The following is a 26,250-nucleotide window of genomic DNA, read 5'->3' as shown; positions in this document are numbered from 1 at the left end:
TGCGTGCCTTCGTGCCTGCGCCCACCCTATGGGCGGTGGCGCCTAGACTGGGGCGGTGCAAGAGCAAGAAAGCCGGGCGACCTCCTACACCACCCTTGCAGCAGGACCTGACTTCCGGCACGAGATCGAAATCAAACGCTCCAGATTCATTACCGTGCTGCGCCGCGCCGACAACGAGGACGCTGCCAGGGACCTCGTGGCGGGGTTGCGACGCGAATTCCACGATGCCCGCCACCACTGCTCGGCCTTTGTCCTGGGCCCGGACCGCGGCCTCCAGCGGTCCAATGACGATGGCGAACCGTCCGGCACGGCCGGGATCCCCATGCTCGACGCAATCCTCAAGCGGGAGACCACACCGGGAGTTGCGGACCTCAGCGACGTCAGCGCCGTCGTCGTGCGCTATTTCGGCGGCGTCCTGTTGGGGGCCGGCGGGCTGGTGCGCGCCTATTCTGAGTCGGTGTCCACGGCCATCGAACGCGCGCCGCTTGTCCTGCGCCGCAGGCTCCGGATCTGCGCGGCTACAGTTCCGCATTCCGCCGCGGGCCGGCTAGAGAACGATCTGCGGGCTGCAAAATTTGTCATGGCGGACACCAGTTACGGCGCCCTGGACACTGTCCTGCGCGTGGCCGTCACCGACGAACCCGCAGAGATTGCCGCGGCCACTGAGCGTGTCTTGTCCCTTACCGCCGGGGCGGCGGAACTGCTGCCAGGCGGGACGGAGTGGATCGATGTCCCACTCCCCTGAGGTAAGGCTGGCCGACGTCAACGAACGCATGCTGGAGCTGCTTGTGGCCTTGGCGCAGCAGGACGCTGCACCGGACGAGGTCACGCCGCCGCTGGGCGACGGGGCCGGGTGGAACACGAACCGGACCGAGTGGTTCGTTGCCTACCACCGGGCGGCGTCGGCAGGCCTGGACGGGCCGGCGGGCGAGAAGAGCTGGGCTGTGTTGTTCGACGGAATCCCCGCGGGTTCTATCCGTCTGAAGCGGGCGGCGGACTACGGCACCGCAGAGACTGGTATTTGGCTCGGACGAAGGTACAGGGGCCGGGGCGTCGGCGCCGCCGCGCTGCAACTGGTCCTGGCAGAGGCCCGGCGGGCGGGCCTGCGGCGCGTCGTGGCCCACACGACGGCCGGCAACGCCGGCGCCCGAGGTCTGCTCACCGCGGCGGGCGCGGTGCTGACTGACGACGGCGGCGGCGGGGTGAGTGCCGTCGTCGTACTTTCACCCGACTTGCCGTAGACGCACTGAAACGCACGTTGGCAGCGCCTGCTGCCAACCGGATGGGGCGTTAAGCACCACGGGCCCCTGCTTTCGCAGGGGCCCGTGGTGTCGGCCCGGGAAACCCGGGCTGGTGGCAATTAGTTGCCGGTCAGCTTTTCGCGCAGAGCGGCGAGAGCCTCGTCGGATGCAAGCGTGCCTGCACCGGCGTTGGACTCTGCAGCCGGCTCCGAGGAGTAGCTGGTGGTGCCGGAATCACTGTCACCGGACGTTGCAGCTGCAGCGTCGTCGGCAGCGTGCTGGGCAACCTGCTTCTTGTGCGCTTCCCACTTGGTCTGGGCGTCAGCGTACTGCTGCTCCCAGGCGGCGCGCTGGTTCTCGTAGCCTTCAAGCCACTCGTTGGACTCCGGATCGAAGCCCTCCGGGTACTTGTAGTTGCCCTCTTCGTCGTACTCAGCGGCCATGCCGTAGAGAGCCGGATCGAATTCGGTGGACTCGGCGTCGACGCCCTCGTTGGCCTGCTTGAGGGACAGCGAGATGCGGCGGCGTTCCAGGTCGATGTCGATGACCTTGACGAACAGTTCGTCGCCAACGGAGACAACCTGCTCGGCCAGTTCAACGTGGCGGACAGCCAGCTCGGAGATGTGCACGAGGCCTTCGATGCCGTCTTCGACGCGAACGAACGCACCGAACGGAACCAGCTTGGTGACCTTACCCGGAACAACCTGCCCGAGGGCGTGGGTGCGGGCGAAGGTCTGCCACGGATCTTCCTGCGTAGCCTTGAGCGACAGGGAGACGCGCTCGCGGTCCAGGTCCACCTCGAGAACCTCGACGGTGACTTCCTGGCCAACTTCGACAACCTCGGACGGGTGGTCGATGTGCTTCCAGGACAGCTCGGAAACGTGAACGAGGCCGTCTACGCCGCCCAGGTCCACGAACGCACCGAAGTTGACGATGGAGGAGACGACGCCGGGACGGACCTGGCCCTTTTCCAGCTTGTTGAGGAACGTGGAGCGGACCTCGGACTGGGTCTGCTCGAGCCAGGCACGGCGGGACAGCACAACGTTGTTGCGGTTCTTGTCCAGCTCGATGATCTTGGCTTCGATCTGCTGGCCGATGTACGGAGCCAGGTCGCGCACACGGCGCATCTCGACGAGGGATGCGGGCAGGAAGCCGCGCAGACCGATGTCGAGGATAAGACCACCCTTGACAACCTCGATGACGGTACCGGTGACAACACCGTCTTCTTCCTTGACCTTCTCGATGTCGCCCCAGGCGCGCTCGTACTGAGCACGCTTCTTGGAGAGGATCAGGCGGCCTTCTTTGTCTTCCTTGGTGAGCACCAGGGCTTCGACCTGATCGCCAACGGAGACGACGTCTCCGGGATCAACGTCGTGCTTGATGGACAGCTCACGGGAGGGGATGACACCTTCGGTCTTGTAACCGATGTCGAGCAGAACTTCATCGCGGTCGACCTTGACGACGGTACCTTCGACGAGGTCTCCGTCGTTGAAGTACTTAATCGTTGCGTCGACTGCTGCGAGGAAGTCCTCAGCGGTACCGATGTCGTTAATCGCGACTACGGGGGTACCGGGCTTCTCGGTGGAGGTGATGGTCATGTAGTAGGGGCTCCGTTGTGGATAGTTAGTTGTTCAGGCGAACCGCTGCATCCGCGTCATGGAACGCAGGCGCAGTTGGCGGCGGATCACGGGGATCCGCCGGGTTATCCTGATTTTTGGATTCTAGAAAACGTGCACGTAGTACGCGCCCACTTATTCTAGTCGCAGCGGCCAACACGGGTCAAAGTCAGGGCAGGTCATAATGCAGGACCGCCCCCAGCTTTGCAAACGTTGCACCTTGGCCCAGGAGCCGGGGCAGGGTCTGGGCAAGCCCTGCGGCGGTGCCGCTGCCAGGCTTGTTGAAGTGGGCAATCACAATGTCCCCGGTCCGGGCCCTGCCGACCTCGGCCGCCACGGTGGACGGTGCGAACGTGGCACCGCCGTCACCATTGATCGAGAAATTTACCGGCACCACGCCCATACGGCGCGTAATGGCGGCAGCAACGTCGTCGTAATACGCCGTTCCTGGCCGGAAGAAAGCCGGAACGTGGCCGATGATGTCCTGGAGCACAGCCTGGTTCCCCATGACCTCGTCATAGACCTGGCCTACGTCCGTTGTTCCGGCGATGCCATAGGCAGATTTCCCGCTGACGGACAGCGGACGATGCAGGAATCCGTGGTTTGCGAGTTCAAATATGGGGTCGCGGGCCAACTCAGCCGTCAGGGCCGGGTTTGCCTGGATCCACCGTTCGTTGAGGAACAGGGTGGCCGGAACATTGAGCTTCCGCAAGGTCGTCAGCAGTTGCTGATCGCACCCGGTGCCGCCCGGGCCGCCGCAGGCATCCAGCGTCAGCGCAATGTCCCGGGCCGCGGACCTGCCCACGGTACCCGTGACCTGCAGCCCCCACTCGCGGGGTTTGCGGGAACCGAATTCAGCAATGATCTGCTGTTTCGTCGGGGGCGTGGGCCGGTAGGGCTCATCCGTGGGGGCTTCCGCCGGTGCGGTGCGTGAGGGCGCGGGTGCCGCCGGATCCACCAGGATGGTTTCCTCCGGAGTTGGGAGGTCCTCGTGCTGCGCCGCATCCGCCGTGGCCATGCACCCCGAGAGTGCCACTGACGCCAAACCGGCCATTCCGAGCAACAAAGCCCGGCGGCCGGGCATTTCCGGCGCGTGGCTATCCCCCACAGGTATTCCTTCGATGACGCAGGAGCCCCTAGAAATGGGTCAGGCAGTGGGCGGCGCGTTCCACCGCGAACAACCCACGGGCCTGGAGCGACGCGCCCTGCTTGTGTTCGCGGATCCGCCCAGCCGCCGTCAGCGTAACCGGACAGACCGCACCCAAATAAATTGATGACAGCGCGGAGACATCCAGTGTCAGGTCCGGCTCCGCGTCAACGCGTTCGACGGCGGCCTCACCGCCGTTGGCTGCGAGGGCGAAGGTTCCTGCCGTGAGGCCAAGGGAGTCAAGGACTTTCAGCACCAGCCGGCCGTCCGCCGGGTAGTGGCGCGCCGCGAGGGCCTTCTCCACGTCCAGGATGCGGAGCCAGAGCATGTCCCGGGCCTCTGACGCATCAATACAGCGGGGATCCTCGAGTGCCCACGGCAGCGGATCGTCCACCGGCGCTTCCTCCCACGTGACGCGCTCAACCAGGTCGATCGCGCCTAAGTACTGCCACAACTCCAGGTAAGCGGCCGGGGTGGCCGCCACCAGGTCCACCACCTCCATGGTGTATGGCGTGCTGGACCAGCCACCGAACTTGTACGAGACGTAACCGTCAACATCGCCGCCAGGGCCGTAGTGCAGCGCTACCTTAACCTTCGGGTCCTCGTCTGAGTCGCGGCTGATGGAGCCCGACGCGAACTGGCGGTAGAACTCGTGCCGGTCAACGGAACCGGGGGTGAGGCGGTGCAGGCGTTCGAAGACCGCCGGGGCCACCTCCAAAAGCACCTTCGGGTCAGCCACCTCCACCCTGCCCACCGGGGTGTGGTTCACCCTGAACCGGGCGCTGGTGTCCACCTTGATGGATTGTTCCGAGGTTGCTACGCCGTAGCCGAAACGGCGGTAGATGGAAGCCTCAGAGGCGGTCAGGGCCGCCATCGCCAGGCCATCCCGGCGCGCCAGTTCCAGTTCTTCGGACATCATGCGGCGCAGCAACCCCCGCCGGCGGTGCGAGGTCCGCACCGTCACGGCGGTGACCAGCCGGGTATCCAGCAGGCACCCGAAACCGATGTTCAGCGTCTTGTCCATGGTCCCGAAGGTCGCGACGGGGACGTCGGCGCCGAGTGAGTGGCTGGCTACGGGTCCGCGCTGGTAGGCGCCGGTCATGACGCGCCCGTCCGCGCGCTGCATTTCGATGCCCCGGTCCACGCGTTCGTCGCTGCGGCGGGCATCGTGGAATCCGAAGGCTACGGCGCGCATCCACGTAACAGCCGCGGGGTAGGCGGGGTGGTCCTTGGCCGCCGGTTCGAAGCGCCGGATTTCATAGTCATCACTCAGTTCAGCCACAACGCCGAGCCTAACCAATGAATCCGGCGCCTGGCCAGCAGCAACACGCCGACCGCTCCCCCGCTGCGCCCCGCCCTCCCGGTGCTAGTGGCCGGCGTCGTACCAGCTGGGTCCGACGCCGATCTGCACGTCCAGCGGGACGCTGAGGTCAGCTGCAGACCCCATTTGTTCGGTGACGAGCTTCTCCACCGCTTCCCGTTCCCCGGCCGCGACTTCCAGTACCAGTTCGTCGTGGACCTGCAGGAGCATCCGCGATTTGAGGCCCTGGGCGGCAAGTTCAGCCTGCACTCCCAGCATGGCGCGCTTGATGATGTCCGCGGCGGAGCCCTGGATGGGAGAGTTCAGCGCGATGCGCTCAGCGTTTTCGCGCAGCTGCCGGTCCGTGCTGGTGAGGTCCGGGAGGTAACGGCGCCGGCCTTCGATGGTGGCCGTGTAGCCGTCAATGCGGGCCTGGTCCACCACACCGCGGAGGTAGTCGCGCACGGCGCCGAACCGGTCGAAGTAGTCCTTCATGAGCGTGCGGGCCTCGTCCACGGAAATTTCCAGCTGCTTTGACAGCCCGAAGGAGGTCAGACCGTACGCGAGCCCGTAGGACATGGCCTTGACCTTGGAGCGCATGGCACTGGTGACCTGGTCCGTGGGCACGTGGAAGATGTTGGAGCCAACAAAACGGTGGAGGTCTTCGCCGTCCCTGTACGCCTGGATCAGGCCGGCATCCCCGGACAGGTGGGCCATGATGCGCATTTCGATCTGCGAGTAATCCGCGGACAGAAGGCACTCATAACCATCGCTGACCACGAAGATGCCGCGGACGCGCCGGCCCTCCTCGCTGCGGATGGGGATGTTCTGCAGGTTGGGGTTATTGGAGGAGATCCTGCCGGTCGCAGCGACATTCTGCGCGTAGGTAGTGTGGATCCGGCCGTCTTCCGTCACGGACTTCTTGAGCGACTCCAGCATCTGGCGCAGCTTCGAGGACTCCCGGTGCGCCATCAGCTGGACCAGGAATTCGTGGCCGGTCTTCTCCAGCAGGTTCTTCAGCGAGGCGGCGTCGGTGGTGTACCCGGACTTGATCTTCTTGGTCTTGGGCAGCTGAAGCTCGTCGAAAAGCACCGTCTGAAGTTGCTTGGGCGATCCGAGGTTGACCTCGTGGCCGATGGCGGCGAAGGCCAGCTCCTGGGCGTTGTCGATGACCTTGGACAGGTCAGCGAGCTGCTCGTCCATGCGCTGCATGTCGACGGCGATTCCGGCGGTCTCCATGTCGGCAAGAACGCGACTGACGGGCAGCTCGAGCGTGGTGAGGAGGTCACCCGCCTTCCGCTCGATCAGTTCCGATTCGAAGTGCCGGCTGAGGGCCTGCACAACTGCCGCCACCTGAACCAGGGCGTCCGCAGCTGCGGCGTCATCGCCGTCGAACGCCAGCTCAAGCTGGCCCGCCTTGGACGTCTCGGCCGAGATGCTGACGTTGAGGTGGTGCTGGGCCAGTTCGGCCAACTCATAAGTCCGGCGGTCAGGCTGGATCAGATACCCGGAAATTGAGGTGTCATCCACCACGCCTTCCAAGCCAAGGCCGCGGCTCGAGAGGGCTTTCAGGGCGGCTTTGTAGCCGTGCATGACCTTCGGAGAGGCAGGATCCCGCAGCCAGTCCGCCAGGATGTTTTCGGCTTCAGCGTCCTGGGCCGCCAAGTCGATATAAACGGCCGCGTGGTCACGCACGATGGCGACGGCTGCGGCGTCCTCGCCGATCCGGCCCGGCACGAGGTCGACGGCGACTGCCGAGCGTTTCCCGGCTCCGGCGGCCAGGAAGTCCCCGAGTTCGGCTGCGCCGGCGGGTGTCACATACTCCGGGATGTCCACACTTTCCCGTTCGGCCGGTTCCAGGTCCTTGGTGCCGTAGAGGGCGAACAACCGGGCACGAATGGTCTTGAACTCAAGCTCGTCGAACAGCTGCTCAAGAGCGGCTTCGTCCGGCCGCGGGTCCGCGAGGTCCTCCAGCGTCACCGGAAGCTCCAGATCCGTGTGCAGCCTGTTGAGGCGCCGGTTGCGCTTGACGTCCTCGACGTTCTCGCGGAGGGAAACGCCGACCTTGCCACCAATGGCGTCCAGGTTTTCAAGGACGCCTTCGAGGCCGCCGTACAGGTTGATCCACTTTGCCGCGGTCTTGGGCCCGACTCCAGGGACGCCGGGGAGGTTATCGGCAGTCTCCCCCACGAGCGCGGCGAGGTCCGAGTACTGCGGCGGGGTCACGAAGTACTTTTCCTGGATGGCCGCCGCGTCCATGCGCGGGATGTCGCTGACGCCCTTCCGCGGGTAAAGCACAAAGACGTTCTCGGTGATGAGCTGGAAGGCGTCACGGTCGCCTGAAACCAGGAGCACCTCGTAGCCGGCCTTTTCACCCATGGCGGCAAGGGTGGCCAGGATGTCGTCAGCTTCGTAGCCGGGCATCTTGATGGTGGTGATGCCCCAGGCCTGCATGACCTTGTCAATCAGGTCGATCTGGCCGCTCATTTCGCGCGGCGTTTCGTTGCGGCCGCCCTTGTATTCGCTGTATTCGGCTTTGCGGTGAGTGGTTTCATCCGAAACATCGAAGGCGACGGCGACGTGGGTGGGCTTTTGTTCCTTGATCAGGTTGATCAGCATGGACGTGAAGCCGTGGATCGCGTTGGTGTGCTGGCCGTTGGCGGTGGAGAATTTGTCCGCCGGGAGGGCGAAGAACGCACGGAAGGCCATCGAGTGCCCGTCCAGCACCAGCAGGCGCGGCTGGTCGGTCAGGGGGATGACGGGAGCTTCGGTGGCGGAAACCCGGCCCTCGGCCGACGGCGGGACGCTGATGCCCTGCAGGGCGGCGTCTGCGTCAAGCACAGCGGTTTCAGACGGGAAAGGGGCCGGTTTGGTAGTTTCACTCACAGGTGCCAGCCTAGTTCCCATGATGGACAATTTCACGCCCGGCCCCTTCACTGAGGAATTAGTCACAGCGGGCGTCCCGGAGCACCTTCATGACTGGCTTGGCCCGTTCGGCATCGGCGCCCTGGTGGTCAAGATGGGGATCCACTTCCTGGAGATGAGCCCGGAACTGACCGTGGCCACCATGCCGGTGGACGGCAACACGCAGGTGGCTGGCATCCTGCACGGCGGCGCCCACGTGGTCCTTGCTGAAACGCTGGGTTCATTCTCCGCCGGAATGCACGCGGGAGCGGGGCGGCATGCCCTGGGCATCGAAGTCAGCGCCACCCACCACCGCTCGATTGCGGCAGGCACCGTGACAGGCACCTGCACCGCCATCCACCTGGGCCGGACTCTGACCACGCATGAGATTGTGATGACCGACGAACAGGGCCGGCGCCTCTCGACGGCCCGCATCACCAACATGCTGCGGGACAACACGCCGTCAGACGGCTGACCGCTCCCGGGAGCCAAAACTGTAGCGGAGCTCCACAATCCCCCGGCCCAGGGTGCGGGACGCCGTCAACTCGAGCGGCGGCGTCGGGCCTTCCACAGGCAGCAGGCGCTTACCGTCACCCAGCACCACGGGGATGACGGACAGGATGATGTCATCGAGGCGCCCGGCGGCAGCGAACTGCGCGGCGAGGTTGCCGCCGCCCACCACCCAGACGTTCTTGGTGCCGGCGTCGGAGATGAAGTCAGCGATGAACTCCTGCACCGGGCCGCGCACGAACGTCACGTCCGAACCCGGCGGTGGCGCGAATTCATGGTGGGTGAAGATGTAGCAGGGCGTGGCGGAGTATGGCCAGTTGTCCGGCTCATGCTCCATCAGCCAGGCGAACGTCTCCCCGCCCATCACAATGCAGCCGACCTCGTCCATAAAGGACTCGTAGCTTTCCTTGCCGCCCTCAAAACCGTCAAACTCAAGCAGCCAGGCGAGGTCATCCTTGGCTGTGGCGATGAAGCCGTCGATTGAGGCCGCGACAAAATACTGGATCCTGGACATGGACCTAGGGTAGCCGTGCCGGCGCAGAGTTGCTAAGGAACCCTTAGCTGCTGAAGTACGGGATGATCAGGTACAGGCCGAACAGGACGGCCACACCGCAGAGCCCGAAGCAGATGTTTGCGAAGGCGCGCTTACTGCGGGGTGAGCCCTGCCGGGCGTCTCCGGCAATGGCCGTCAGCCGGACGCCCAGCGAATACAGGACCACCACGGTCACGGCAGCCACGAGGGTGGCGCCGCCCACGGTCAGGAGTTCCAACCACTTCATCGCTGAGTATCCTTCTGCTGGTTCACGTCCGCCGGGGCCGGCGGCGTGGGCGTTGGCGTGTGCGTTGGCGTGGCCGTGGTCTCCGACTTTGTCTTGGCCTTGGTCTTGGCCTTGGCGCGTGCACGGGCCAGCGCTTTCTTCTTGGCGAACCGGACCGCCTGCCCTGCCTCCTCGACCTCCACTGCGTTGTGGTGGCTCACATGGGACTTGCGGGAATAGACGAACATAAACATCACGGCGGCTGTGCCTGCGACGGCGGCGATCACGAGGCCCACCACCCCGGTCTTGACGAGCAGTGCCGTCAGCGCACCCACGATGCCCGCGGCCGGCAGGGTGAACAGCCAGCCGAGGGCGATCTTGCCCACCATGTTCCAGCGCACGGTTGTGCCCCTGCGTCCCATCCCCGAGCCGATGACGGAACCCGAGGCCACCTGCGTGGTGGAGAGGGCGAAGCCCAGGTGCGAGGATGCCAGGATGGCGGAGGCGGTGCTGGTCTCGGCTGCGAAGCCCTGGGCCGGCTTGACCTCGGTGAGGCCTGAGCCCATGGTCCGGATGATGCGCCAGCCGCCGGCATAGGTGCCAACGGCGATCGCCAGGGCGCAGGCTGCGATGACCCATAGCTGCGGGCCGGAACCCGGAGCCTGCGTGCCGGCGGAAATCAGCACCAGGGTGATGATGCCCATCGTCTTCTGTGCGTCGTTGGTGCCGTGGGCCAGGGCAACGAGGCTGGATGTGAAGATCTGGCCGGTGCGGAAACCGCCGCGCTTCTGGGTGAGCTTGCTGCCGGTTTCGGGGTCATGGCGGGCCGTCAGTGCGTAAGCGAGCCTGGTGCAGATGTAGGCAACAATCCCGGCAATCAGCGGGGCGAAAACGGCCGGCAGGATGACCTTCTGAAGGAGGGTCTCCAGATTCACGGAATGGAAGCCGATCCCGGCAATGGCCGCGCCGATGAGTCCGCCGAACAGCGCGTGGGAAGAACTCGACGGCAGGCCCTTTAGCCAGGTGATCATGTTCCACAGAATGGCACCCATCAGGCCGGCAAAGATGATGTCCGGGGTGATGAGGACGCCGTCGGATCCTTCCCTGATGATGCCGCCGGAAACCGTCTTGGCAACTTCCGTTGACAGGAAAGCTCCCACCAGGTTCAGGATTGCGGCCAGAGTCACGGCGGTCTTCGGTTTAATGGCACCGGTGGCGATGGGCGTGGCCATCGCGTTGGCGGTGTCATGGAAGCCGTTCGTGAAGTCGAAAAATAGTGCCAGTCCGATGACCAGCGCCACCATTAAGGTGATATCCACCTGTTGCCCAATCTGCAGAGTTCGACGTTCAGCAGTTCCTTAACCCCCGCCTGCCCTGCACAGCATAATTCACCTGAAGTTCACGTGGAGTGACTCGCGGTGTTAACAGGACCGGCTTGAAACCCTACCGATCGTACGCGCCCGCGGCAGGACGTCAAAACACGGGCTCCGCGACGAAGGCGCTGATGGCGTTCAACTCGGCGGGCGAAATTCCGCGGCGCGGATCGGGCGAGATGGCAAGGATGCGCGCGCCCAGGATGGCCGCCCAGTCCTGGGCATCCTGCTCATACCGCAACTGGTCATCAATCCACACGATCCCGTTCGGGGTGGTAGCGGCAACATCTTCCTGAAGGGCAGCAAGTTTCCACCAGCCCTCCCCCGCGCCGGCCCCCTCTAATGCGAGCCAGGGCCAGCGGCCGCCGGCCAGGCCGATAGCCGGACAGAGGTAGTGGGGAGCCATGTCCTCCCAGCTGGTCAACCAGACGCAGCGCAGGCCCGGAAGCCGGGCAAGGCCGTTTAGTCCGGCAACCAACTCCCCGGCGTACGCAACTTCGAGCATGCCGGCGTTCGCGAGGCGCCATTCGCTACCCCACGGGGTGGTGCCGGTCGCGCCAAACGGGCACACGACGCCGTCGACGTCCAAATACAGGGCGACATTCAGCACAGGGATCCCCTTCATCAAAGCCCCTTACCGCTGTTCCGGGCCAGCCGTCAGATTCCTGACCGGCCCTTAAATGCAGGAGGGGCTGCACGCATCAATGGTCGCATTGCGTGCAGCCCCTTCTCAAGGACTCATGGCCTTCCGGCCGGCCCGGCTGGATTGGAGCTCAGGTCAGCTGGAGCAACTCAGCTCAGACAGAGGCCGTCGCCGGCCGGGAAGCCTCGCGGCGCTCCGGAGAGCCGGGCTGGTCCTGGCCGTACAGCCAGTCGTTGTACTGGAAATCCCCGTCCTTGCGGCTCTTGAACAGCAGGTTCCGCAGCGTCCGGGCCAGGCCGGAAACGTGCCAGGACTCGCCCCAGACGCGCGCGGTCCGCTGGACCCGGGCGGTGCGGCCGGCACGGATGCCGTTGAATTCCTTGATGGCCGTGTCCCAGGCCTCGGGGTTGACGCCTTCGGCGGTAAAGACCGTTCCGTTGGTGGCGTCCTGCAGCACGGCAGCATCCTCGAGGGCCTGGCAGGCACCCTGGGCGAGGTACTGCAACATCGGGTGCGCGGCGTCACCCATCAGCACCATACGGCCGGCGACCCAGTTCTCGATGGGGTCGCGGTCGTACATGGGCCAGCGGATGCCCGTGGCCAGGTTCTTGAGCGCTTTCTGAACGGCCGGAACGCAGTCCTTGTAGGCTGCCTCAAGCTCGTCCACCCCACCGTACTGCTCAACGCCAGCCTCGAAGGACGGGGACTTGAAGACGGCAACGGTGTTCAGCAGTTCGCCCTTGCGCAGCGGGTACTGCACGAGGTGGCAGTCCGGTCCGAGGTAGACGATGACATCTTCAAGGTCAGCCTTGGGGGTGTTCTCGGTGATCGGCACGGTGCCGCGGTAGGCGACATAGGCCGACGAGACGGGCTCGTCATTGGCCACGAGCGGGCGCAGGGTGGACCGGAGACCGTCGGCGCCGATCACCACGTCAGCTTCGTAGTCCACGCCTGCGGCGGTGTGCGCCACGCCGCGGCCGTTCACGGTTTCAACGCTTTCGACCATGACGTCGTTGACGAGCTTGACGCCCGCAGCCTCGCAGCCCTCCAGCAGGACACGGTGCAGGTCGCTACGGTGGATGACGACGTAGGGGGCGCCATAGCGCTCAGCAAATTCGCCGCCGAGGGTCTGGCGGGTGAGTTCCTCGCCGGTGACTGCATCGCGGAACACCAGGTGCTTGGGCTGGACACCGATCTCAAGGGCCTTCTCCAAGAGGCCCCAGCGCTGAAGAACCCGGGAAGCGTTGGGGGCCATCTGCAGCCCGGCGCCCACCTCACCGAATTCAGGGGCCCTCTCCACCAGGGTCACCTCGGCGCCGTTTTCACGCAGCGCGAGGGCACCGGCCAGCCCGGCCATTCCTCCGCCGATGACCAGGACATCAGTGGATGTGGCGTGCTCAGACATTGTTTACTCCTTGAGATGTTGCGAGTTTTGACTTGAGGTTGATGCCGACGGCGGCCAGCAGGACCGCCGCGATGGCGGCTGCACCGGCGAAGGCCAGGAAGTTGGAATTGACGCCCAGCCCGGCAGCCAGCAGGAGGCCGCCGATCTGGGGAGCTGCAACGGCACCGATGCGGCCGGTCCCGAGTGCCCAGCCAAGCGCCGTTCCCCGGAGGTGTCCGGGATAGTGGCTAGCGACGGCGGCGATGATGAGGCACTGCGTGCCGTGCGTTCCGACGCCGGCGAGGACCAGCATGAGATACACGACGGCGACTGGCGGCCCCGTGACCAGGACCAGCAGCGCGGCGGCGGCGACGGCGGCTGCCGCGATGGCGGTGGGTACCGGCCCGAACCGCGTTCCGGCCCAGGCGGTGATCACCGAACCGGCCACCGCACCGAGGTTCAGCGCCAGGGCGAACGTCAGTGCAGAACCCAGGTTGTAGCCGGCAAGCTGCATCAGGTTCGGCAGCCAGGTGCCCAACCCGTACCAGGCAAACAAGGTGGCGATGGTTGCAACCGCGAACAGCAGGCTGATGCCCAGGTAGGGGGCGCGGAGCAGGGAGGAGAAGCCGGCCGGCTGCTGGCGTGCATTGTCCGGGCCGGCCGCCTTGCGGGCAGCCTTCTCCGTTGCGCTGGCCGGGGCCAGGGTCTCAGGAAGGTACTTCAGCCCCAGCGGCACCACGATCAGCAGGGCCAGTACGGCCACGAGGAACATCGATTGCCAGCCAAAGGCGGGAATGAGCTGGATCCCCACGAGGGCAGCGATGGATCCGCCGATCGGGACACCGGACATCATCAGGGTGGCGATGATGGACCGCCATTTGGCCGGGACAAGCTCTGCAACCAGGGCGTTCGCGGAAGGCACCAGTCCACCGAGTCCGATGCCGGCCAGGAGCCGGAGGACGCCGAAGATGGCCGCATTGGGAGCGAACGCACAGAGCACAGTGAAGACGGAGAAGACGACAGCGCAGCCGAGGATGGTGCGGCGGCGGCCCCACGAGTCGGCCATGCGGCCGGCGAAGATCGCCCCGATCATCATGCCGACGAAGGCCATGGAGCCGATCGTTCCGGCCGTGGCCTTGGTCAGGCCCCAGCCGGTTTCGGCGATGAGCGAGGACTGGACGGTGCCGTACACGATGAGGTCGTACCCATCGAAGACCACCAGAAGCCAACAGACGAGGACGGCCGCGGCCGAACCTTTGGAGAACCGCGTGCCAGGACCGTCGGCGGCAGCGAGGCCGGCAGCCCCCGGCGATGGCCGTTGCGGCACTGCAGCGGGAAGTGTGTGATTCATCCCACTACTGTCATGGCAGCTGAAGGTGAACCACAATACAATTCTGATGTGCAGAACAACACCCCTTCACGGTCAGCAGCCAGCCCGGCAGCCAGGTCAGCCCGAAAGCCAATGCAGAAGCGGCCCACGTACTCCATCGAGGCGGTCGACAATGCTTTGCTGCTGCTGCAGCTGCTGCGCGACGGCGGGAGCTTGCGCCTCAAGGACGCCGCCGCGGAGCTGGGTGTCGCGCCGTCCACTGCCCACCGCCTGCTGGCGATGCTGGTCTACAGGGGTTTTGCGATCCAGGATGAAACCCGCCGGTACGTTCCCGGCCCCGCCATGGGGGTTGGTCCGGCCGGGCTGAGCTGGACCCGGCTGCTCCGCACGCTTGCCCAGCCGCACATGGAACTGCTCTCCTCCCGCCTCAACGAGACGGTCAACCTCATGGTGCGCGTGGGAACAAAAGTGCGCTTCCTGGCCACCGTGGAGGGGAACAACGTGTTGCGGATTGGCGACCGGCAGGGAACGGTGATGCCGGCCGACAAGACCTCCGGCGGGAAGGTCATGCTCGCGGAGCTCGAACCCCAGATGATTGAACAGCTCTTCCGCAGCCACAACGCGGAGATCGGCGGCGACACCATCCCTGCCGAGGACTACCCGGCATTTCTGCGGGAGCTCGAGTCCATCCGCAGCAACGGCTTCGCCGCCAATTTCGAAGGCACCGAGGAGGGCGTGAGCGCCTTGGGGATGGCGCTGCACAACCGGCACGGGAACGTGGTCGGTGCACTCAGCGTGGCCACTCCCGCCACGCGCTTCCGTAAGGTTTTCGACGCTGGCCTCGTCCCGGCACTGCGGGAAACGTGCCGGCAGCTGGAGATCGACATTGCCGCCAATCCGGCCGATCCGGACTGACGCAAGCGCAGACCCTGCGGCCGTAATTCTGACTGGCAGAATATGTTGGGAGTCACACGTCCGTATCCGTAGAGTCTGACTACGCAGAATTAGTGTTTGACCTTAAAGGAGGCCGACGTGTCCATCAGCGCCGAGAACACGACCCATGAATCAGTGGCCGCAAGGCACGCCTTGCCGGAGCCGACGCCTGAAGAGGCTGCCCAGCTGGAGAAGCTGTACGCGGATTTCGAGACCGAGAACCTGGTTCCGTTGTGGACCGAAATCGCGGATCTGATGCCCATGGTCCCGTCGCCGAAGGCTGTGCCGCATGTGTGGCGTTGGAGTGATCTGTACCCGCTGGCCGAACGTGCCGGTGACCTGGTGCCGGTGGGCCGGGGCGGGGAACGCCGCGCGATCGCCCTGGCCAACCCGGGCCTGGCCGGGACCCCGTATGCGACCCCGACGTTGTGGGCTGCGATCCAGTACCTGGGTGGCCGCGAGACGGCCCCGGAGCACCGCCATTCCCAGAATGCTTTCCGTTTCGTGGTCGAGGGCGAGGGTGTTTGGACCGTGGTGAACGGGGACCCGGTGCGGATGTCCCGCGGGGATTTCCTGCTGACCCCGGGCTGGAACTTCCACGGCCACCACAACGACACCGACGAGCCGATGGCCTGGATCGATGGCCTGGACATCCCGTTCGTGCACTACGCCGACGCCGGTTTCTTCGAGTTCGGCACCGAGCGCGTCACCGACGAAGCGACCCCGGACATTTCCCGGTCCGAGCGGCTCTGGGCCCACCCCGGCCTGCGCCCGCTCTCCGGCCTGGATAACACCACCAGCTCCCCGATCGCCGCATACCGGTGGAAGTACACCGACGCCGCGCTGCGCGAACAGCTCCTGCTTGAGGACGAGGGCCACCCTGCCACCGTCTCCCAGGGCCACGCCGCGGTGCGGTACTCGAACCCGACTACGGGCGGGGACGTGATGCCCACCATCCGGGCCGAGTTCCACCGCCTCCGCGCCGGCGCGTCCACCGAACCGGTCCGCGAGGTCGGTTCCAGTGTCTGGCAGGTCTTCGAAGGCACCGGCACCGTGGTCCTGAACGGCGAGGTCAGGACCCTGGCCAAGGGCGACCTGTTTGTGGTCCCGTCATGGCAGGAATGGTCCCTGCAGGCCGACGCTGGTTCTCAAACGGAGTTTGATTTGTTCCGCTTCAGTGACGCCCCCATTTTTGAACGGCTGAACTTTAACCGCACCTACACCGAAGGACGCAAGAACGCATGAAACTCCTGACCCTCCGCACTGAAAACGGAACCGGAATCAAGGGCACCGTGGCTGTCCGCCAGGACGGGACCACCCTGACCGAGATTGACGGGTTCTCCGACGTCGGGGCGCTCCTGAAGGACGCTGCGTGGGAGTCCATCGCCGCCGGGGCCAACGGTGCGACGCACCCCCTCGAAGGCGCCGACCTCGAAGCTGTTGTCCCGTTCCCGGGCAAGATCATCTGCGTGGGCCACAACTACCGCAACCACATCAAGGAAATGGGCCGGGAAGTTCCCGAGTACCCCACCCTGTTCGCCAAGTACCAGGAATCCCTGATCGGCCCCAACGATGACCTGGCCCTGCCGCAGGAATCCGACACCGTGGACTGGGAGTCCGAACTCGCCGTCGTGATCGGCAAGAAGGGCCGCCGGATTTCCGAAGCCGACGCCGCGGACCACATCGCCGGCTACGCCGTCCTGAACGACGTGTCCATGCGCGACTACCAGTTCCGCACCATCCAGTGGCTCCAGGGCAAGACCTGGGAAAACTCCACCCCGTTCGGCCCCGCCCTGGTCACCAAGGACGAGTTCAGCGGCGGCCTCATGACCACCGCGGTGGACGGCGAAATCCAGCAGCAGACGCCGACGAACGACGTCGTCTTCACCCCGGAATTCCTGGTCTCCTACATCTCCACCATCATCACGCTGAACCCGGGCGACGTCATCGCCACCGGCACCCCCGGCGGCGTGGGCCACGCGCAGGACCCGAAGCGCTACCTGCAGGAAGGCCAGCTCCTGGTCACCACCATCGAGGGCCTGGGCCAGCTGAACAACCGCGTGGTCAAGGAATCCTGATGGTCGCACGCCACGACCAAACGACGGACCCGCAGCTGCTCGAATCGCTGCTGCAGGCCCGGCGCGGGACCGCGTTCTTCGCGCGGAAGCTCAACGAGCTCACGGACGCGGACCTCGACGGCCCGTCGTTGCTGCCGGGCTGGACCCGCCGCCACGTGACCGCGCACATCGGCTACAACGCCCGCGCCATCGCCCGGCTCATCGAGTGGGCCGCGACCGGGGTGGAAACACCCATGTACGCGTCCACCCAGATCAGGGACCACGAAATCAATTTCGGGGCCACCCTCCCTCCGATCGCGCTGCGGCACCTCTTTGACCACTCAGCGGTGCACCTGAACGTCGAATGGCGCGACCTTCCCGCAGACGCCTGGCACCACAAGGTCAAAACCGCCCAAGGACGGATTGTCCCGGCCGAGGAAACAGTCTGGATGCGCACCCGCGAGGTCTGGACCCACGCCGTGGACCTGGACAACGGCGCCACCTTCAACGACATCCCCGCCACGGTGCTCGAACGTCTCCTTAAAGACATCACCGGAGCGTGGAAGATCCGCGGCACCGACACCGGACTGCTCGTCAAGGTCACCGGCCAGCAGCCGGTGCTTGAGCTCGGCAGCGCCGGTACGGACGCTCCCCTGGTGGTCTCCGGCCCGCTCGCCGGAGTCACCCGGTGGGCCACCGGCAGGGGCACCGACGGCGTCACTGCCACCCAAGGCGGAGCACCCCTGGACACAGTTCCAGCCGCTCCGAAATGGATCTAGGACCGGGTACTGACAAGTAAGGCTCCCTCAACCGAGGGGGCCTTACTTGTTGACCGGCCTTCCCTCCCACCGCAGGCGGCCGGGCTTGAAAGCATTCGGCCGGGCCGGGCCGAAAGCCCCTCACTCCCCCAGCGATCCCCGGTTAGCCTCGGATCATGGACCAGGAGCCAGTCCGCCGGGCCATCACGTGGCTCGCGGGGTCCCCGAGCCGGCAGTGCGGCGGGCAGCCCACCACGGGCGCAGACGCTCCGTTGCTGCTTCCGGCAGCGGGGACAGTGCTGGACTGGCTGCACAGCGATCAGCACCGCAGCCAGATCAAGACCATCGACGGCCTGACCCGCCGCTGCGCATCGCAGGAAGGCAATGCCCTCTACGTCTGCAGCCGACTGGGCATGACGGCAGATCCGCGGGTGGTCCAGCTCGCGCACGACCTCGCGGCGTGGCAGTGACCCGACGGCGGCTGGAATTGCGACGTGCACGCGAGCGGCCGCCGGTCCTCGTTCCATGAAACGCTGCCTGCCGCCAAGGGGCTCCACGAGTTCTGGCGGGCCACCGGATCGCCGGTGGCCCGGACCGGCGCTGAGCGGGCGGCCGAATTGCTGCTCGAGCACCGGCTGTTCAAGGCCTCCTCGACTGGCCGGACCATCGACCCCCTCTGGGTCAAGCTCCGCTATCCGGAGTTCTGGCACTACGGGATCCTCCCCGCTCTGCTTCTCCTGGCCAGGATGGGCCTGGGCGCTGATCCCCGTACTGATGAGGCGGCCGGCATCCTGTGGCAAAAGATGCTTCCCGACGGCCGGTGGCCGGTCGAGGGAGCCTGGTGGCGCCCGGCGGGTCAACCGGACAGGCAGCCAGCCAGGCTGACGTGACTGATTGGGGCCGGGAAGGTCCCAACCAGTTCGTCACCCTCAGCGCCGTGCGGATCCTGACGGCAGGTAAAACACATCCCGTCTAGGACGCGGGAGCCGCAGCTGCGCCGTTGACGTTGACCAGCCAGGCAGTGCCGAACCGGTCAGTGCACATGCCGAAGACGTCGCCCCAGGGCGCAGGCTCCAGCGGTACGGTCACGGTGCCGCCGTCGCCGGCCAGTTTGTCCCAGTAGCCGCGCAGTTCAGCTTCGTCATCGCCGCTGAGCGAGACCGAAATGGTGCTGCCGGGCGAGTAGTCCATGCTGTTGGGAGTGTCAGCCCCCATCAGGACCAGGCCGCCGGTGGTGGTCAGCATGCCGTGCATGATTTTGTCTTTTTCGGCAGGATCTTCGCTTGCATGGAATTCCCCGAAGGTGCTGAGGGCCAAGTCGCCGCCGAAGACAGAGTGATAGAAGGTCATGGCCTCCCGGGCGTTGTTGCGGAAACCAAGGTAAGGATTGAGGGTCGTGGGCATGGCCGGTTCTCCTTGCAGAGTGGACAGAAGGGTGTTGGAACAGTCCCCATCCTGCCGCAATTCCGGCCGCGTTTACAGGGTGCTTTTCGCGTCAGAGGGGCTAACCCATGTGGCGCCAGGACCGGTCGTGGGGTGCACGATGCCATGACTGCCGCGGGCCCTCCCACTCGCGGGCCATCTCCGTTAGCCAAATGGTGCTGTCCGGGTCCCATCCCGCGATGACTGTCGCCGTGCCGGGGCTGACCGGAAGGGCGCGCCCTGCGCCGCTGAGGTAGCCGAGGACCGTCAGATGCACGGCGTCCCACTCCTCCGCCACACGTTCCCAGTCGGGGATCACCCATCGCCCATCGCGGCCGGTGGTACGGAACCAGTCATGGCGCCGGGAGGCCGTGACGTCGAGCGGAAATTCGCTGCACAGCGATGTCCAGTCATGCGGGCTTCGGACCTCCAGTGTCCGGCCCGCACCTCGGACAGGAATCGTGGTTGCAACCTCCCAGCCGAGCGAGTCCTCCACGAGGCTTAAACCGGCCGGAATGCGCCCTACAGTTCGGAGGGGGCCGGGCGGAACGGACCACCAGCCTCCGGACACGGGAGCGTACGGATCGGCGGGGAGTTCATGCATCGCACGTTCCTCCCCGTCGCGTACCCGCGCCACCCATTCGGCCAGAGTTGGCTGCGGAACCTTCAACGGGGCCGGGTCCTCCGCCGACCGCCAGTCGATGGCCCGCTGGTCCACGCCCCGGGCGTCACCCCACCACTGCACTCCCGGTGCGAGAAGGACCTGCTCAGCCAGAGGACGCAGGGCCGCACGGATCACCGGCAGTCCTGCAAGCACATCCTCGCCGTCGGGCTCCTGCCAGTACCTTGCGGAATCAACCGATCGCTCAAGGGCCTCCTGCAGCAGCGAATCCTCAAGCCCGGTGGGATCCAAGGCAGCGAGCTCCGCTGCCACCTCCTCAGGTGAGGGACTGAACCGGGGACCTCCGGCGTCGTCCGGGGAAACAGCGGTGAGCAGCACCCGGGAGGTTCCGCGGCCCGAATCAAGGTCGTATCCAAGCTGGAACACCGCCCTCCTGATGTCCGGGTCCAACCCCATCGCCAACTCGAGGCACAGCCGCCGGCCCCGAGGCCCCTCCAGAAGCGATTCCCCAGCAAGCGTCATGAGCCCATCCTCGCACCCATCTGATGCACCAATCGGCTGCCGGGACGTAGGCTCAGGAGCATGGCCCGATACTTTGATGTTCATCCCCACGATCCCCAGCCCCGCGCGATCACGCAGGCGGTCAAGATGCTGCTCGACGGCGGGCTGATCGCCTACCCCACGGACTCCTGCTACGCGCTGGGCGCGCAGCTGGGCAACAAGGACGCGCTGGACAGGATCCGCGCCATCCGCAAGCTGGATGCGAAGCACCATTTCACGCTGGTCTGCAAGGATTTCGCCCAACTGGGCCAGTTCGTGAACATCGGCAACGACGTCTTCCGCAGCATCAAAGCCGTCACCCCCGGCAGCTACACGTTCATCCTGCCCGCCACCAAGGAGGTTCCGCGCCGGCTGCTGCACCCCAAGAAGAAGACCGTGGGCGTGCGCATCCCGGACAACCGGGTGGTTCAGGCCCTGCTGGCTGAGCTGGGCGAACCGATTCTCTCCAGTACGCTGCTGCTGCCCGACGAGGAGGATCCGTTGACGCAGGGGTGGGAGATCAAGGAGCGGCTGGACCATGAGGTGGACGCCGTGATTGATGCCGGCGACTGCGGGTCGGAGCCCACCACGGTGGTTGATTTCTCCAGCGGGGTGGCCGAGGTGGTGCGCCGCGGCGCGGGAGATCCGTCCCGCTTCGAATAGGCGGCCCCACCGGACTTAGTCCGGTTTGCGGGCCCGGCTCGGCTGCACCCGGGGCGGCTCGCCCGGCATCTTCGGATAGTCGGGCGGGAAAGGCAGCTCACCGAGCCCGGACTTCACATCGCGGTCCCACCACCCCAGCAGCGTGTCAAGGGTGCCGGGGTTGGCGTTAATCTCCGCCCAGGGATCGCCCACTGTTTTCAGCCGGTCCGGGACAGTGAGGATGGTGAAGTCCTTCGGGCTGATGCTTTCCAGTTCGTCCCAAGTGATGGGGCAGGACACGGGTGCGTGGGCGAGGGCACGGGGGCTGTACGCGCCGGCGATGGTCCGGTCCCGGTTGGCCTGGTTGAAATCCAGGAACACCCTCTCGCCCCGCTCCTCCTTCCACCAGGCCGTGGTGACTTTGTCAGGCATGCGCCGCTCCAGCTCACGGCACGCGGCGATCACGGCATGCCGGACCGCCAGGAATTCGCGCGCCGGCGTGATCGGCGCGTAGACGTGGAGCCCGCGGTTTCCGGAGGTCTTGATGAAGCACTCCAGGCCGGCCTCCGCCAGGACTTCCTTCAGCGCCAGCGCGGCGGGAACTGCGTCGTCGAAGTCCGTCCCCGGCTGCGGGTCAAGGTCGATCCGGAGCTGGTCCGGGTTGTCGGTGTTCTCCGCACGCGAAGGCCACGGATGGAACACCACCGTGTTCATCTGGACGGCCCAGACCGCGGCGGCGGGCTCGTCCAGGACCAGCATGGGGTGCGAGCGTGCGCTGGGAAAAGTTACCTTGACCGACCGGACAAAGTCCGGGGTTCCCTTGGGCGGGTTTTTGGAAAAGAACTGCTCGCCCTCGACGTTGTCCGAGTACCGCTGCAGGGCAACGGGCCGGTCGCCGTTGGCAGCAATGAATGCCTCCCCCACCGCAACCGTGTAGCGAGCCAGGTCAAGCTTGGTCAGTCCCAGCTCCGGCCACAGCACCCTGCTGGGGCTGGAAATGCGCATCTCGCGCTCGCCGTTGGGGCCTGGGACAGTGATGGTGGTCTGTTCGCTCGCCATGGGGACAACCTACCCTGCACCGCCCGCCGCGTCAGCACCCGGCGCGCGCGGCCGCTGCTGATCCGGCATCATGGACCTATGCCCGCAGTTGAATCCCCTGTCACCATCCGCGCCGGCGACCTCGAGGTCTCCGGGGTTTACGCCCGCCCGGAGCACCCCGTCGGCACGCTCGTCCTGGCACACGGGGCTGGCGCGGGCATGGAGCACCCCTTCATGAGCGGGTTCACCCGCGGACTGAACGACGACGGCGTCGCCACCTTGCGCTTTAACTTCCCCTACCGCGAGGCGGGGCGGAAGTTCCCGGACCGCCCGCCGGCGGCAATCGCCACTTGGCGCGCGGCCATGGCCGAAGCCGCCCGGCAGGCGCAGTCCCACGGTGATACGGGCCCTGTCTGGGCCGCAGGCAAGTCTTTCGGCGGCCGGATGGCTTCCATGGCTGTCGCGGAGGGAATGTCCGCTGCCGGGCTCGTCTACCTCGGGTATCCGCTGCACCCACCGGGCAAGCCAGAGAAGCTCCGCGACGAACACCTCTATGGCCTCACGCTGCCGATGCTGTTCCTGCAGGGTTCCCGCGACACGTTCGCGACGCCGGAGCTGTTGGAAGGTGTGGTGGCACGGGTCGGTCCGTCAGCGGTGCTGCAGTGGATCGACGGCGGCGACCATTCCTTTGCCGTGGCGGGAAAGAAGCGAGACGCTGCAGAGATTGGCGCGTCCCTGGCGCCGGCGGTCGCAGACTTCATGCGGACCCGCGACTGAACCACTGGGCACCAGGCACCCCGAATCTTTCGGCGTCAGGCCTTCCCCTGCGCCGGTTAAGCCGCGTCCTCGTGCCACCAGCCTTCCCAGGCCGTGGAGGTCAGCTGTCCGGTGGGAAATTCGTTCTCCCCGCTCCCGCCGACGCGCTCGCGGTGTCCAGCATCAAACAGCAGGTTCAGGCTACTCAAAAGCAACATTGGTGCATCCCTTCGTATGGTGACTGGACCACGGTGTCCCAGTGGGAACGAGCCTAACTGCGTGATGTTTCAGGGGGTCGACGCAAGGTTTCGGCCAGGTATCGGACATCTCACGCATTACTCCCGGCCAACAATGAGTGGCTCTCATAACGCTGCCCGGCTGTCAGGAGCACCGTCGTGGGGCACATTGACCGTGACCCGACCCCGAAGAAGCTCAATACGCGGCGGGTCCGTGTCAAAGTGCCCCAGTTCGGCCCCGGCGGCCGCGACGACGAAAAAAGCCGCCGGCGTCACATCCTGGCTTTGGTCCTGGCAGTTGCCTGCGCTGTCCACGGATCCTCCGGCCAGGGGTGCCGCGGATAGCGTCCCCGCATCTCCGACCTCACCTGCGCATACGGCCCCGCCCAGAACGACGCGAGGTCATCCGTCACCGCCAGCGGCCGCCTCGCCGGCGACAACAGGTGAAACAGGACCGGCACCCTGCCGTCCACCAGCCGCGGGGTCTCGGCCCAGCCAAAGCACTCCTGCAGCTTGACCGCCACAACCGGCCGGCCGGTGTCGTCCGCGCCGGGTCCTCCGGCGCCTCCCGGCCCTGCACTCTCCGACACGTCCGGGTACTCGATCCGTACCATCGATCCGCTGGGCACCTTCAGCGACTCCGGGGCCAACTCGCCCAGGCGGACGGCCTCCGGCCAAGGGAGCAACCGCCGAAGGGGGTCGGTGAGGTCAATGCCGCTGGCGGCAGCGCCGCCGGCCATCTTTTCGAGCTCAGGCCCCAGCCAGCTGTCGAGGTCCGCGAGCAGCGCCCGCTCGGAAACGTCCCGCCAGGGCGCGCCGAGTTCGCGGTGCAGGAGGGCGAGACGGCGGCGCAACGCGTCTGCCGCCGTCGACCATCCGATGGTTCCCAGCCCCTCCTCAGACAGCGCGCGGGCCACTGCTGCCCGCCCCTCGGCGGGCGAGGGGCGGACAGGGGTGGACGACAGGCTGATGGCTCCGAGCCGCCGTTCCCGGCGGGCCGTGACCCTGCCGTGGCTGAACGTCGCCTCGACCGTGTCGCTGAGTAAGTGCCCGGCGGCCTCCTGCGCGAGATCCGCGCTCAGCGGGGCGGCGGAGCGTATCAGCGCACCGGTGCCGGCCGCGTCCCGTCCGGCGGCGCGCGAAACCTCCGCCACGGCCAGCCATTCGTACCCGGACAGCGGGCTGCCGGCCGGCAGCCCCGCGCGTGTACCGGAGGACAGCAGGTAGCGCGCCGGGCCCGCACCCGGCACCCGCCGGGCCACCCGGTCAGGGAACGCCAGCGCGACGACGGCGCCCGGGGATTCGGCGGAGGCCACCGAAACAGTGATAACGGAAGGGCCGACGGCGGCGCTTTCGTTCCGCGCGATCGTTTCCAGCCGCCGGACGTCCTCCGCCCAGCGCCGGGCGGCAGGCTCCCTGCCGCTGCGGAGGGTGGCAAGCAGAGCGGTGAGATCGGCGCCCGGGGCGCGCTGGTCCCCCGCCACGACTGCCACTATTTCAGCCGCTTGGTGGTGCCCCACCGCCACGGCACCGTCAAGGAGCGCGCGGGCCAACCTCGGATCGGCCGGGATCCTGGCCAAGGTCCGGCCCAGGCGGGTGGGATGCCCGTCGCCGGTCACGGCGCCGAGTTCCCTCAGCACTTCGATGGCGTCCGCCATGGACGCCGCCGGCGGCGCATCCGGCAGTGCCAGGCCGTGGCCGCCGGGCGATCCCCAGCAGGCCAGGGTCAGGGCGGCGCCCGTCAGGTCGGCGACGTTGATTTCGGGCGTCACGTGCGCCGGCGCAGCACCGTAGCTTTTTTGGTCGTAGCAGCGCACTACGCGACCCGGTCCCTGCCGCGCGGCACGGCCGGCGCGCTGCTCCGCCGAGGCCCGGGAGCAGGAGACGGTCACCAGTCCGGACATGCCCCGGTTGGCGTCCCGGCGCGGTTCGCGGGTCAGGCCGGAATCGATCACCAGCCGCACGCCGGGAACTGTCAGGGAGGATTCGGCGAGGTCGGTGGAGACAATGATGCGCGCCGGACCACCCTGCCGGCGCCCGGAGACGGCCCGGTCCTGTTCGGCCGGGCTGACCTGGCCGTGGAGCTCCAGCACCTCCGTCCCCGGGGCAGCCCTGCTGCGGAGGCGGGCCGCAACGTACGAAACTTCCCAGGCTCCAGGGACAAAAACCAGGGCATCGGTGCCGGGATCCCGTGATAGTCCGGCAGCGTGGGCGTCCGCCGTCACATCCGCCACATGGTCCAGGAACCCGCGCGCCACGCCGCGGCCGTCGAGCCGGGGGACGGCCGCAGGAGCCCACTGAACCTCCAGCGGGTACAGGGCTGACGGGCAGTCGACGACGGGAGCCGGCCCGCCGCCGTCGTGCGCTGCTCCCCTTGCTGTTCCATGGGGTGCAGCCCCTCCGATCAGGGCGGCGAAGCGGGGCGCGTCCAGCGTGGCGGACATGGCCACCAGGGTGAAATCCCCGCGGAGCTGGCGGACCTCGCTGAGCATGCCCAGCAGCAGGTCGGTCTCGAGGCCGCGTTCGTGCACCTCGTCAAGGATGACAGCACCGGTGGTCTCCAGTCCGGGATCGTCCAGGAGCCGGCGCAGCAGGATTCCGGGAGTGACGAACTCCACCAGCGTGCCGGGCCCGGTCTTGCGTTCGCCGCGGACGGTGTATCCGACGCGGTCCCCCACCTGTGTGCCGTCCAGGGCGGCCAGGCGACGGGCGGCCGCGCGGGCGGCGACGCGCCGTGGCTGGGTGACCATCACACGCAAGGCCCGGGGTGTGGACGCGAGCCCGTGGGTGGACGCGAGGTTGGCAAGCAGCGGCGGGACCAGCGTGGTTTTGCCCGTACCCGGAGGGGCCTGCACCACGGCTGTCCCTGCCGGCCCGCCCGCGCGCAGCACCTCAGCCAGCTCCGCAAGCGAGGCTGCGAAAGCCAGGCCCGTGCCGATGGTTCCGAGGTCAAAGGTGCCCTGATCAGAGGCGTCAGCCGGGGCGGCGTCGGGGCTGCTCGATGAAGTCACCCGTCCATTGTCGCCGCTATCCGAGGAAC

26 protein-coding genes are annotated in these 26,250 nt (G+C 66.6%); 11 read left to right on the top strand and 15 right to left on the bottom strand.

The genetic code is table 11. The annotated features are described in order from the left end of the window. Positions 1 to 55: 55 nt before the first annotated feature. The gene (locus AC1MCD_RS09605; protein WP_498677979.1) at positions 56 to 745 is read left to right on the top strand and encodes an IMPACT family protein; all 690 of its coding nucleotides are present in this window, start codon (positions 56 to 58) and stop codon (positions 743 to 745) included. Further along, a complete protein-coding gene (locus AC1MCD_RS09600; RefSeq protein WP_498677977.1) occupies positions 729 to 1,241 on the top strand; it encodes a GNAT family N-acetyltransferase in 513 nt (170 codons plus the stop codon). The genes AC1MCD_RS09605 and AC1MCD_RS09600 overlap by 17 nt, the downstream gene beginning before the upstream one ends. 119 nt (positions 1,242 to 1,360) lie before the next feature. On the opposite strand, the gene rpsA is transcribed toward AC1MCD_RS09600, so the two are convergent. The 4 genes from rpsA to polA form a co-directional block, all read right to left on the bottom strand. Next, on the bottom strand, positions 1,361 to 2,839 hold the full coding sequence (rpsA, locus tag AC1MCD_RS09595; protein WP_164199925.1) for a 30S ribosomal protein S1: 1,479 nt from the start codon (positions 2,837 to 2,839) through the stop codon (positions 1,361 to 1,363). 187 nt (positions 2,840 to 3,026) lie between these two features. Continuing rightward, positions 3,027 to 3,965, bottom strand: coding sequence for a polysaccharide deacetylase family protein (locus tag AC1MCD_RS09590; protein WP_498677975.1), 939 nt, complete (start codon positions 3,963 to 3,965; stop codon positions 3,027 to 3,029). A gap of 28 nt (positions 3,966 to 3,993) precedes the next feature. Further along, positions 3,994 to 5,277, bottom strand: coding sequence for a GNAT family N-acetyltransferase (locus AC1MCD_RS09585; RefSeq protein WP_498678265.1), 1,284 nt, complete (start codon positions 5,275 to 5,277; stop codon positions 3,994 to 3,996). A gap of 93 nt (positions 5,278 to 5,370) precedes the next feature. Further along, complete coding sequence (polA, locus tag AC1MCD_RS09580) at positions 5,371 to 8,013, bottom strand: DNA polymerase I (protein ID WP_498678264.1); 2,643 nt, start codon at positions 8,011 to 8,013, stop codon at positions 5,371 to 5,373. A gap of 196 nt (positions 8,014 to 8,209) precedes the next feature. On the opposite strand from polA, the gene AC1MCD_RS09575 reads away from it, so the two are divergent. Next, entirely contained in the window at positions 8,210 to 8,683 is a 474-nt protein-coding gene (locus AC1MCD_RS09575; protein ID WP_498677972.1) for a hotdog fold thioesterase, read from the top strand. On the opposite strand, the gene AC1MCD_RS09570 is transcribed toward AC1MCD_RS09575, so the two are convergent. The 6 genes from AC1MCD_RS09570 to AC1MCD_RS09545 form a co-directional block, all read right to left on the bottom strand. Beyond that, positions 8,672 to 9,232, bottom strand: a complete 561-nt coding sequence (locus AC1MCD_RS09570) for a dihydrofolate reductase family protein (protein WP_498677970.1) — start codon at positions 9,230 to 9,232, stop codon at positions 8,672 to 8,674. The two genes, AC1MCD_RS09575 and AC1MCD_RS09570, sit on opposite strands and share 12 nt — an antisense overlap. A 43-nt stretch (positions 9,233 to 9,275) precedes the next feature. Next, entirely contained in the window at positions 9,276 to 9,497 is a 222-nt protein-coding gene (locus AC1MCD_RS09565) for a hypothetical protein (RefSeq protein WP_498677968.1), read from the bottom strand. Further along, entirely contained in the window at positions 9,494 to 10,795 is a 1,302-nt protein-coding gene (locus tag AC1MCD_RS09560) for an inorganic phosphate transporter (protein ID WP_498677966.1), read from the bottom strand. Before AC1MCD_RS09560 ends, AC1MCD_RS09565 begins: the two co-directional genes overlap by 4 nt. A gap of 154 nt (positions 10,796 to 10,949) precedes the next feature. Continuing rightward, positions 10,950 to 11,474, bottom strand: a complete 525-nt coding sequence (locus AC1MCD_RS09555; RefSeq protein WP_498677964.1) for an HAD domain-containing protein — start codon at positions 11,472 to 11,474, stop codon at positions 10,950 to 10,952. 172 nt (positions 11,475 to 11,646) lie between these two features. Continuing rightward, complete coding sequence (locus tag AC1MCD_RS09550) at positions 11,647 to 12,897, bottom strand: FAD-dependent oxidoreductase (protein WP_498677962.1); 1,251 nt, start codon at positions 12,895 to 12,897, stop codon at positions 11,647 to 11,649. Beyond that, positions 12,890 to 14,227: an MFS transporter gene (locus tag AC1MCD_RS09545; protein ID WP_498677961.1), complete on the bottom strand. Its 1,338-nt coding sequence runs from the start codon at positions 14,225 to 14,227 to the stop codon at positions 12,890 to 12,892. Before AC1MCD_RS09545 ends, AC1MCD_RS09550 begins: the two co-directional genes overlap by 8 nt. A gap of 111 nt (positions 14,228 to 14,338) precedes the next feature. Here AC1MCD_RS09545 and AC1MCD_RS09540 point away from each other — a divergent pair, with 111 nt between their 5' ends. The 6 genes from AC1MCD_RS09540 to AC1MCD_RS09515 all read left to right on the top strand — a co-directional run bounded on the left by AC1MCD_RS09540 (position 14,339) and on the right by AC1MCD_RS09515 (position 18,844). Beyond that, complete coding sequence (locus AC1MCD_RS09540; RefSeq protein WP_498678262.1) at positions 14,339 to 15,121, top strand: IclR family transcriptional regulator; 783 nt, start codon at positions 14,339 to 14,341, stop codon at positions 15,119 to 15,121. 117 nt (positions 15,122 to 15,238) lie between these two features. Further along, positions 15,239 to 16,384 carry a cupin domain-containing protein gene (locus AC1MCD_RS09535; protein ID WP_498677959.1) on the top strand — a complete coding sequence of 382 codons (1,146 nt, stop codon included), beginning with the start codon at positions 15,239 to 15,241 and terminating at the stop codon, positions 16,382 to 16,384. Further along, positions 16,381 to 17,217 carry a fumarylacetoacetate hydrolase family protein gene (locus AC1MCD_RS09530; RefSeq protein ID WP_498677956.1) on the top strand — a complete coding sequence of 279 codons (837 nt, stop codon included), beginning with the start codon at positions 16,381 to 16,383 and terminating at the stop codon, positions 17,215 to 17,217. The genes AC1MCD_RS09535 and AC1MCD_RS09530 overlap by 4 nt, the downstream gene beginning before the upstream one ends. After that, positions 17,217 to 17,975 (top strand): maleylpyruvate isomerase family mycothiol-dependent enzyme, encoded by a 759-nt coding sequence (locus AC1MCD_RS09525; RefSeq protein WP_498677954.1) that lies wholly within the window; start codon positions 17,217 to 17,219, stop codon positions 17,973 to 17,975. The genes AC1MCD_RS09530 and AC1MCD_RS09525 overlap by 1 nt, the downstream gene beginning before the upstream one ends. Positions 17,976 to 18,130: 155 nt before the next feature. After that, complete coding sequence (locus AC1MCD_RS09520) at positions 18,131 to 18,424, top strand: hypothetical protein (RefSeq protein ID WP_498677953.1); 294 nt, start codon at positions 18,131 to 18,133, stop codon at positions 18,422 to 18,424. A gap of 24 nt (positions 18,425 to 18,448) precedes the next feature. After that, positions 18,449 to 18,844, top strand: a complete 396-nt coding sequence (locus AC1MCD_RS09515) for a hypothetical protein (RefSeq protein ID WP_498677951.1) — start codon at positions 18,449 to 18,451, stop codon at positions 18,842 to 18,844. An 82-nt stretch (positions 18,845 to 18,926) separates the two neighbouring features. Here AC1MCD_RS09515 and AC1MCD_RS09510 read toward each other — a convergent pair whose 3' ends face one another. Together AC1MCD_RS09510 and AC1MCD_RS09505 are read right to left on the bottom strand one after the other, a co-directional pair. Then, positions 18,927 to 19,358 (bottom strand): VOC family protein, encoded by a 432-nt coding sequence (locus AC1MCD_RS09510; RefSeq protein WP_498677949.1) that lies wholly within the window; start codon positions 19,356 to 19,358, stop codon positions 18,927 to 18,929. A gap of 100 nt (positions 19,359 to 19,458) precedes the next feature. Beyond that, positions 19,459 to 20,520, bottom strand: a complete 1,062-nt coding sequence (locus AC1MCD_RS09505) for a hypothetical protein (protein WP_498677947.1) — start codon at positions 20,518 to 20,520, stop codon at positions 19,459 to 19,461. A gap of 60 nt (positions 20,521 to 20,580) precedes the next feature. Between AC1MCD_RS09505 and AC1MCD_RS09500 the strand changes: the two genes are divergently transcribed. Then, positions 20,581 to 21,201, top strand: coding sequence for an L-threonylcarbamoyladenylate synthase (locus AC1MCD_RS09500; RefSeq protein ID WP_498677946.1), 621 nt, complete (start codon positions 20,581 to 20,583; stop codon positions 21,199 to 21,201). A gap of 15 nt (positions 21,202 to 21,216) precedes the next feature. On the opposite strand, the gene ligD is transcribed toward AC1MCD_RS09500, so the two are convergent. Then, the gene (ligD, locus tag AC1MCD_RS09495; protein ID WP_498677944.1) at positions 21,217 to 22,239 is read right to left on the bottom strand and encodes a non-homologous end-joining DNA ligase; all 1,023 of its coding nucleotides are present in this window, start codon (positions 22,237 to 22,239) and stop codon (positions 21,217 to 21,219) included. Between the two features lie 78 nt (positions 22,240 to 22,317). On the opposite strand from ligD, the gene AC1MCD_RS09490 reads away from it, so the two are divergent. Then, the gene (locus tag AC1MCD_RS09490) at positions 22,318 to 22,995 is read left to right on the top strand and encodes an alpha/beta hydrolase family protein (protein ID WP_498677942.1); all 678 of its coding nucleotides are present in this window, start codon (positions 22,318 to 22,320) and stop codon (positions 22,993 to 22,995) included. A 56-nt stretch (positions 22,996 to 23,051) separates the two neighbouring features. Here AC1MCD_RS09490 and AC1MCD_RS09485 read toward each other — a convergent pair whose 3' ends face one another. Then, a complete protein-coding gene (locus tag AC1MCD_RS09485; protein ID WP_498677940.1) occupies positions 23,052 to 23,192 on the bottom strand; it encodes a hypothetical protein in 141 nt (46 codons plus the stop codon). A gap of 290 nt (positions 23,193 to 23,482) precedes the next feature. Beyond that, the gene (hrpB, locus tag AC1MCD_RS09480) at positions 23,483 to 26,221 is read right to left on the bottom strand and encodes an ATP-dependent helicase HrpB (RefSeq protein WP_498677939.1); all 2,739 of its coding nucleotides are present in this window, start codon (positions 26,219 to 26,221) and stop codon (positions 23,483 to 23,485) included. Between the last annotated feature and the right edge of the window lie 29 nt (positions 26,222 to 26,250).

The sequence above is a fragment of the Arthrobacter sp. BF1 genome, assembly GCF_056680215.1.
This window is presented reverse-complemented; position numbering and strand designations above follow the sequence as displayed.

What these genes read in the sequence shown, in the direction of transcription:
- AC1MCD_RS09600 (WP_498677977.1), top strand. Translation starts at nt 729, where the DNA reads ATGTCCCACTCCCCTGAGGTAAGGCTGGCCGACGTCAACGAACGCATG.
- rpsA (WP_164199925.1), bottom strand. Translation starts at nt 2,839, where the DNA reads ATGACCATCACCTCCACCGAGAAGCCCGGTACCCCCGTAGTCGCGATT.
- polA (WP_498678264.1), bottom strand. Translation starts at nt 8,013, where the DNA reads ATGGCCTTCCGTGCGTTCTTCGCCCTCCCGGCGGACAAATTCTCCACC.
- AC1MCD_RS09575 (WP_498677972.1), top strand. Translation starts at nt 8,210, where the DNA reads ATGATGGACAATTTCACGCCCGGCCCCTTCACTGAGGAATTAGTCACA.
- AC1MCD_RS09570 (WP_498677970.1), bottom strand. Translation starts at nt 9,232, where the DNA reads ATGTCCAGGATCCAGTATTTTGTCGCGGCCTCAATCGACGGCTTCATC.
- AC1MCD_RS09565 (WP_498677968.1), bottom strand. Translation starts at nt 9,497, where the DNA reads ATGAAGTGGTTGGAACTCCTGACCGTGGGCGGCGCCACCCTCGTGGCT.
- AC1MCD_RS09555 (WP_498677964.1), bottom strand. Translation starts at nt 11,474, where the DNA reads ATGAAGGGGATCCCTGTGCTGAATGTCGCCCTGTATTTGGACGTCGAC.
- AC1MCD_RS09550 (WP_498677962.1), bottom strand. Translation starts at nt 12,897, where the DNA reads ATGTCTGAGCACGCCACATCCACTGATGTCCTGGTCATCGGCGGAGGA.
- AC1MCD_RS09545 (WP_498677961.1), bottom strand. Translation starts at nt 14,227, where the DNA reads ATGAATCACACACTTCCCGCTGCAGTGCCGCAACGGCCATCGCCGGGG.
- AC1MCD_RS09540 (WP_498678262.1), top strand. Translation starts at nt 14,339, where the DNA reads ATGCAGAAGCGGCCCACGTACTCCATCGAGGCGGTCGACAATGCTTTG.
- AC1MCD_RS09530 (WP_498677956.1), top strand. Translation starts at nt 16,381, where the DNA reads ATGAAACTCCTGACCCTCCGCACTGAAAACGGAACCGGAATCAAGGGC.
- AC1MCD_RS09525 (WP_498677954.1), top strand. Translation starts at nt 17,217, where the DNA reads ATGGTCGCACGCCACGACCAAACGACGGACCCGCAGCTGCTCGAATCG.
- AC1MCD_RS09520 (WP_498677953.1), top strand. Translation starts at nt 18,131, where the DNA reads ATGGACCAGGAGCCAGTCCGCCGGGCCATCACGTGGCTCGCGGGGTCC.
- AC1MCD_RS09510 (WP_498677949.1), bottom strand. Translation starts at nt 19,358, where the DNA reads ATGCCCACGACCCTCAATCCTTACCTTGGTTTCCGCAACAACGCCCGG.
- AC1MCD_RS09505 (WP_498677947.1), bottom strand. Translation starts at nt 20,520, where the DNA reads ATGACGCTTGCTGGGGAATCGCTTCTGGAGGGGCCTCGGGGCCGGCGG.
- AC1MCD_RS09500 (WP_498677946.1), top strand. Translation starts at nt 20,581, where the DNA reads ATGGCCCGATACTTTGATGTTCATCCCCACGATCCCCAGCCCCGCGCG.
- ligD (WP_498677944.1), bottom strand. Translation starts at nt 22,239, where the DNA reads ATGGCGAGCGAACAGACCACCATCACTGTCCCAGGCCCCAACGGCGAG.
- AC1MCD_RS09490 (WP_498677942.1), top strand. Translation starts at nt 22,318, where the DNA reads ATGCCCGCAGTTGAATCCCCTGTCACCATCCGCGCCGGCGACCTCGAG.
- AC1MCD_RS09485 (WP_498677940.1), bottom strand. Translation starts at nt 23,192, where the DNA reads ATGTTGCTTTTGAGTAGCCTGAACCTGCTGTTTGATGCTGGACACCGC.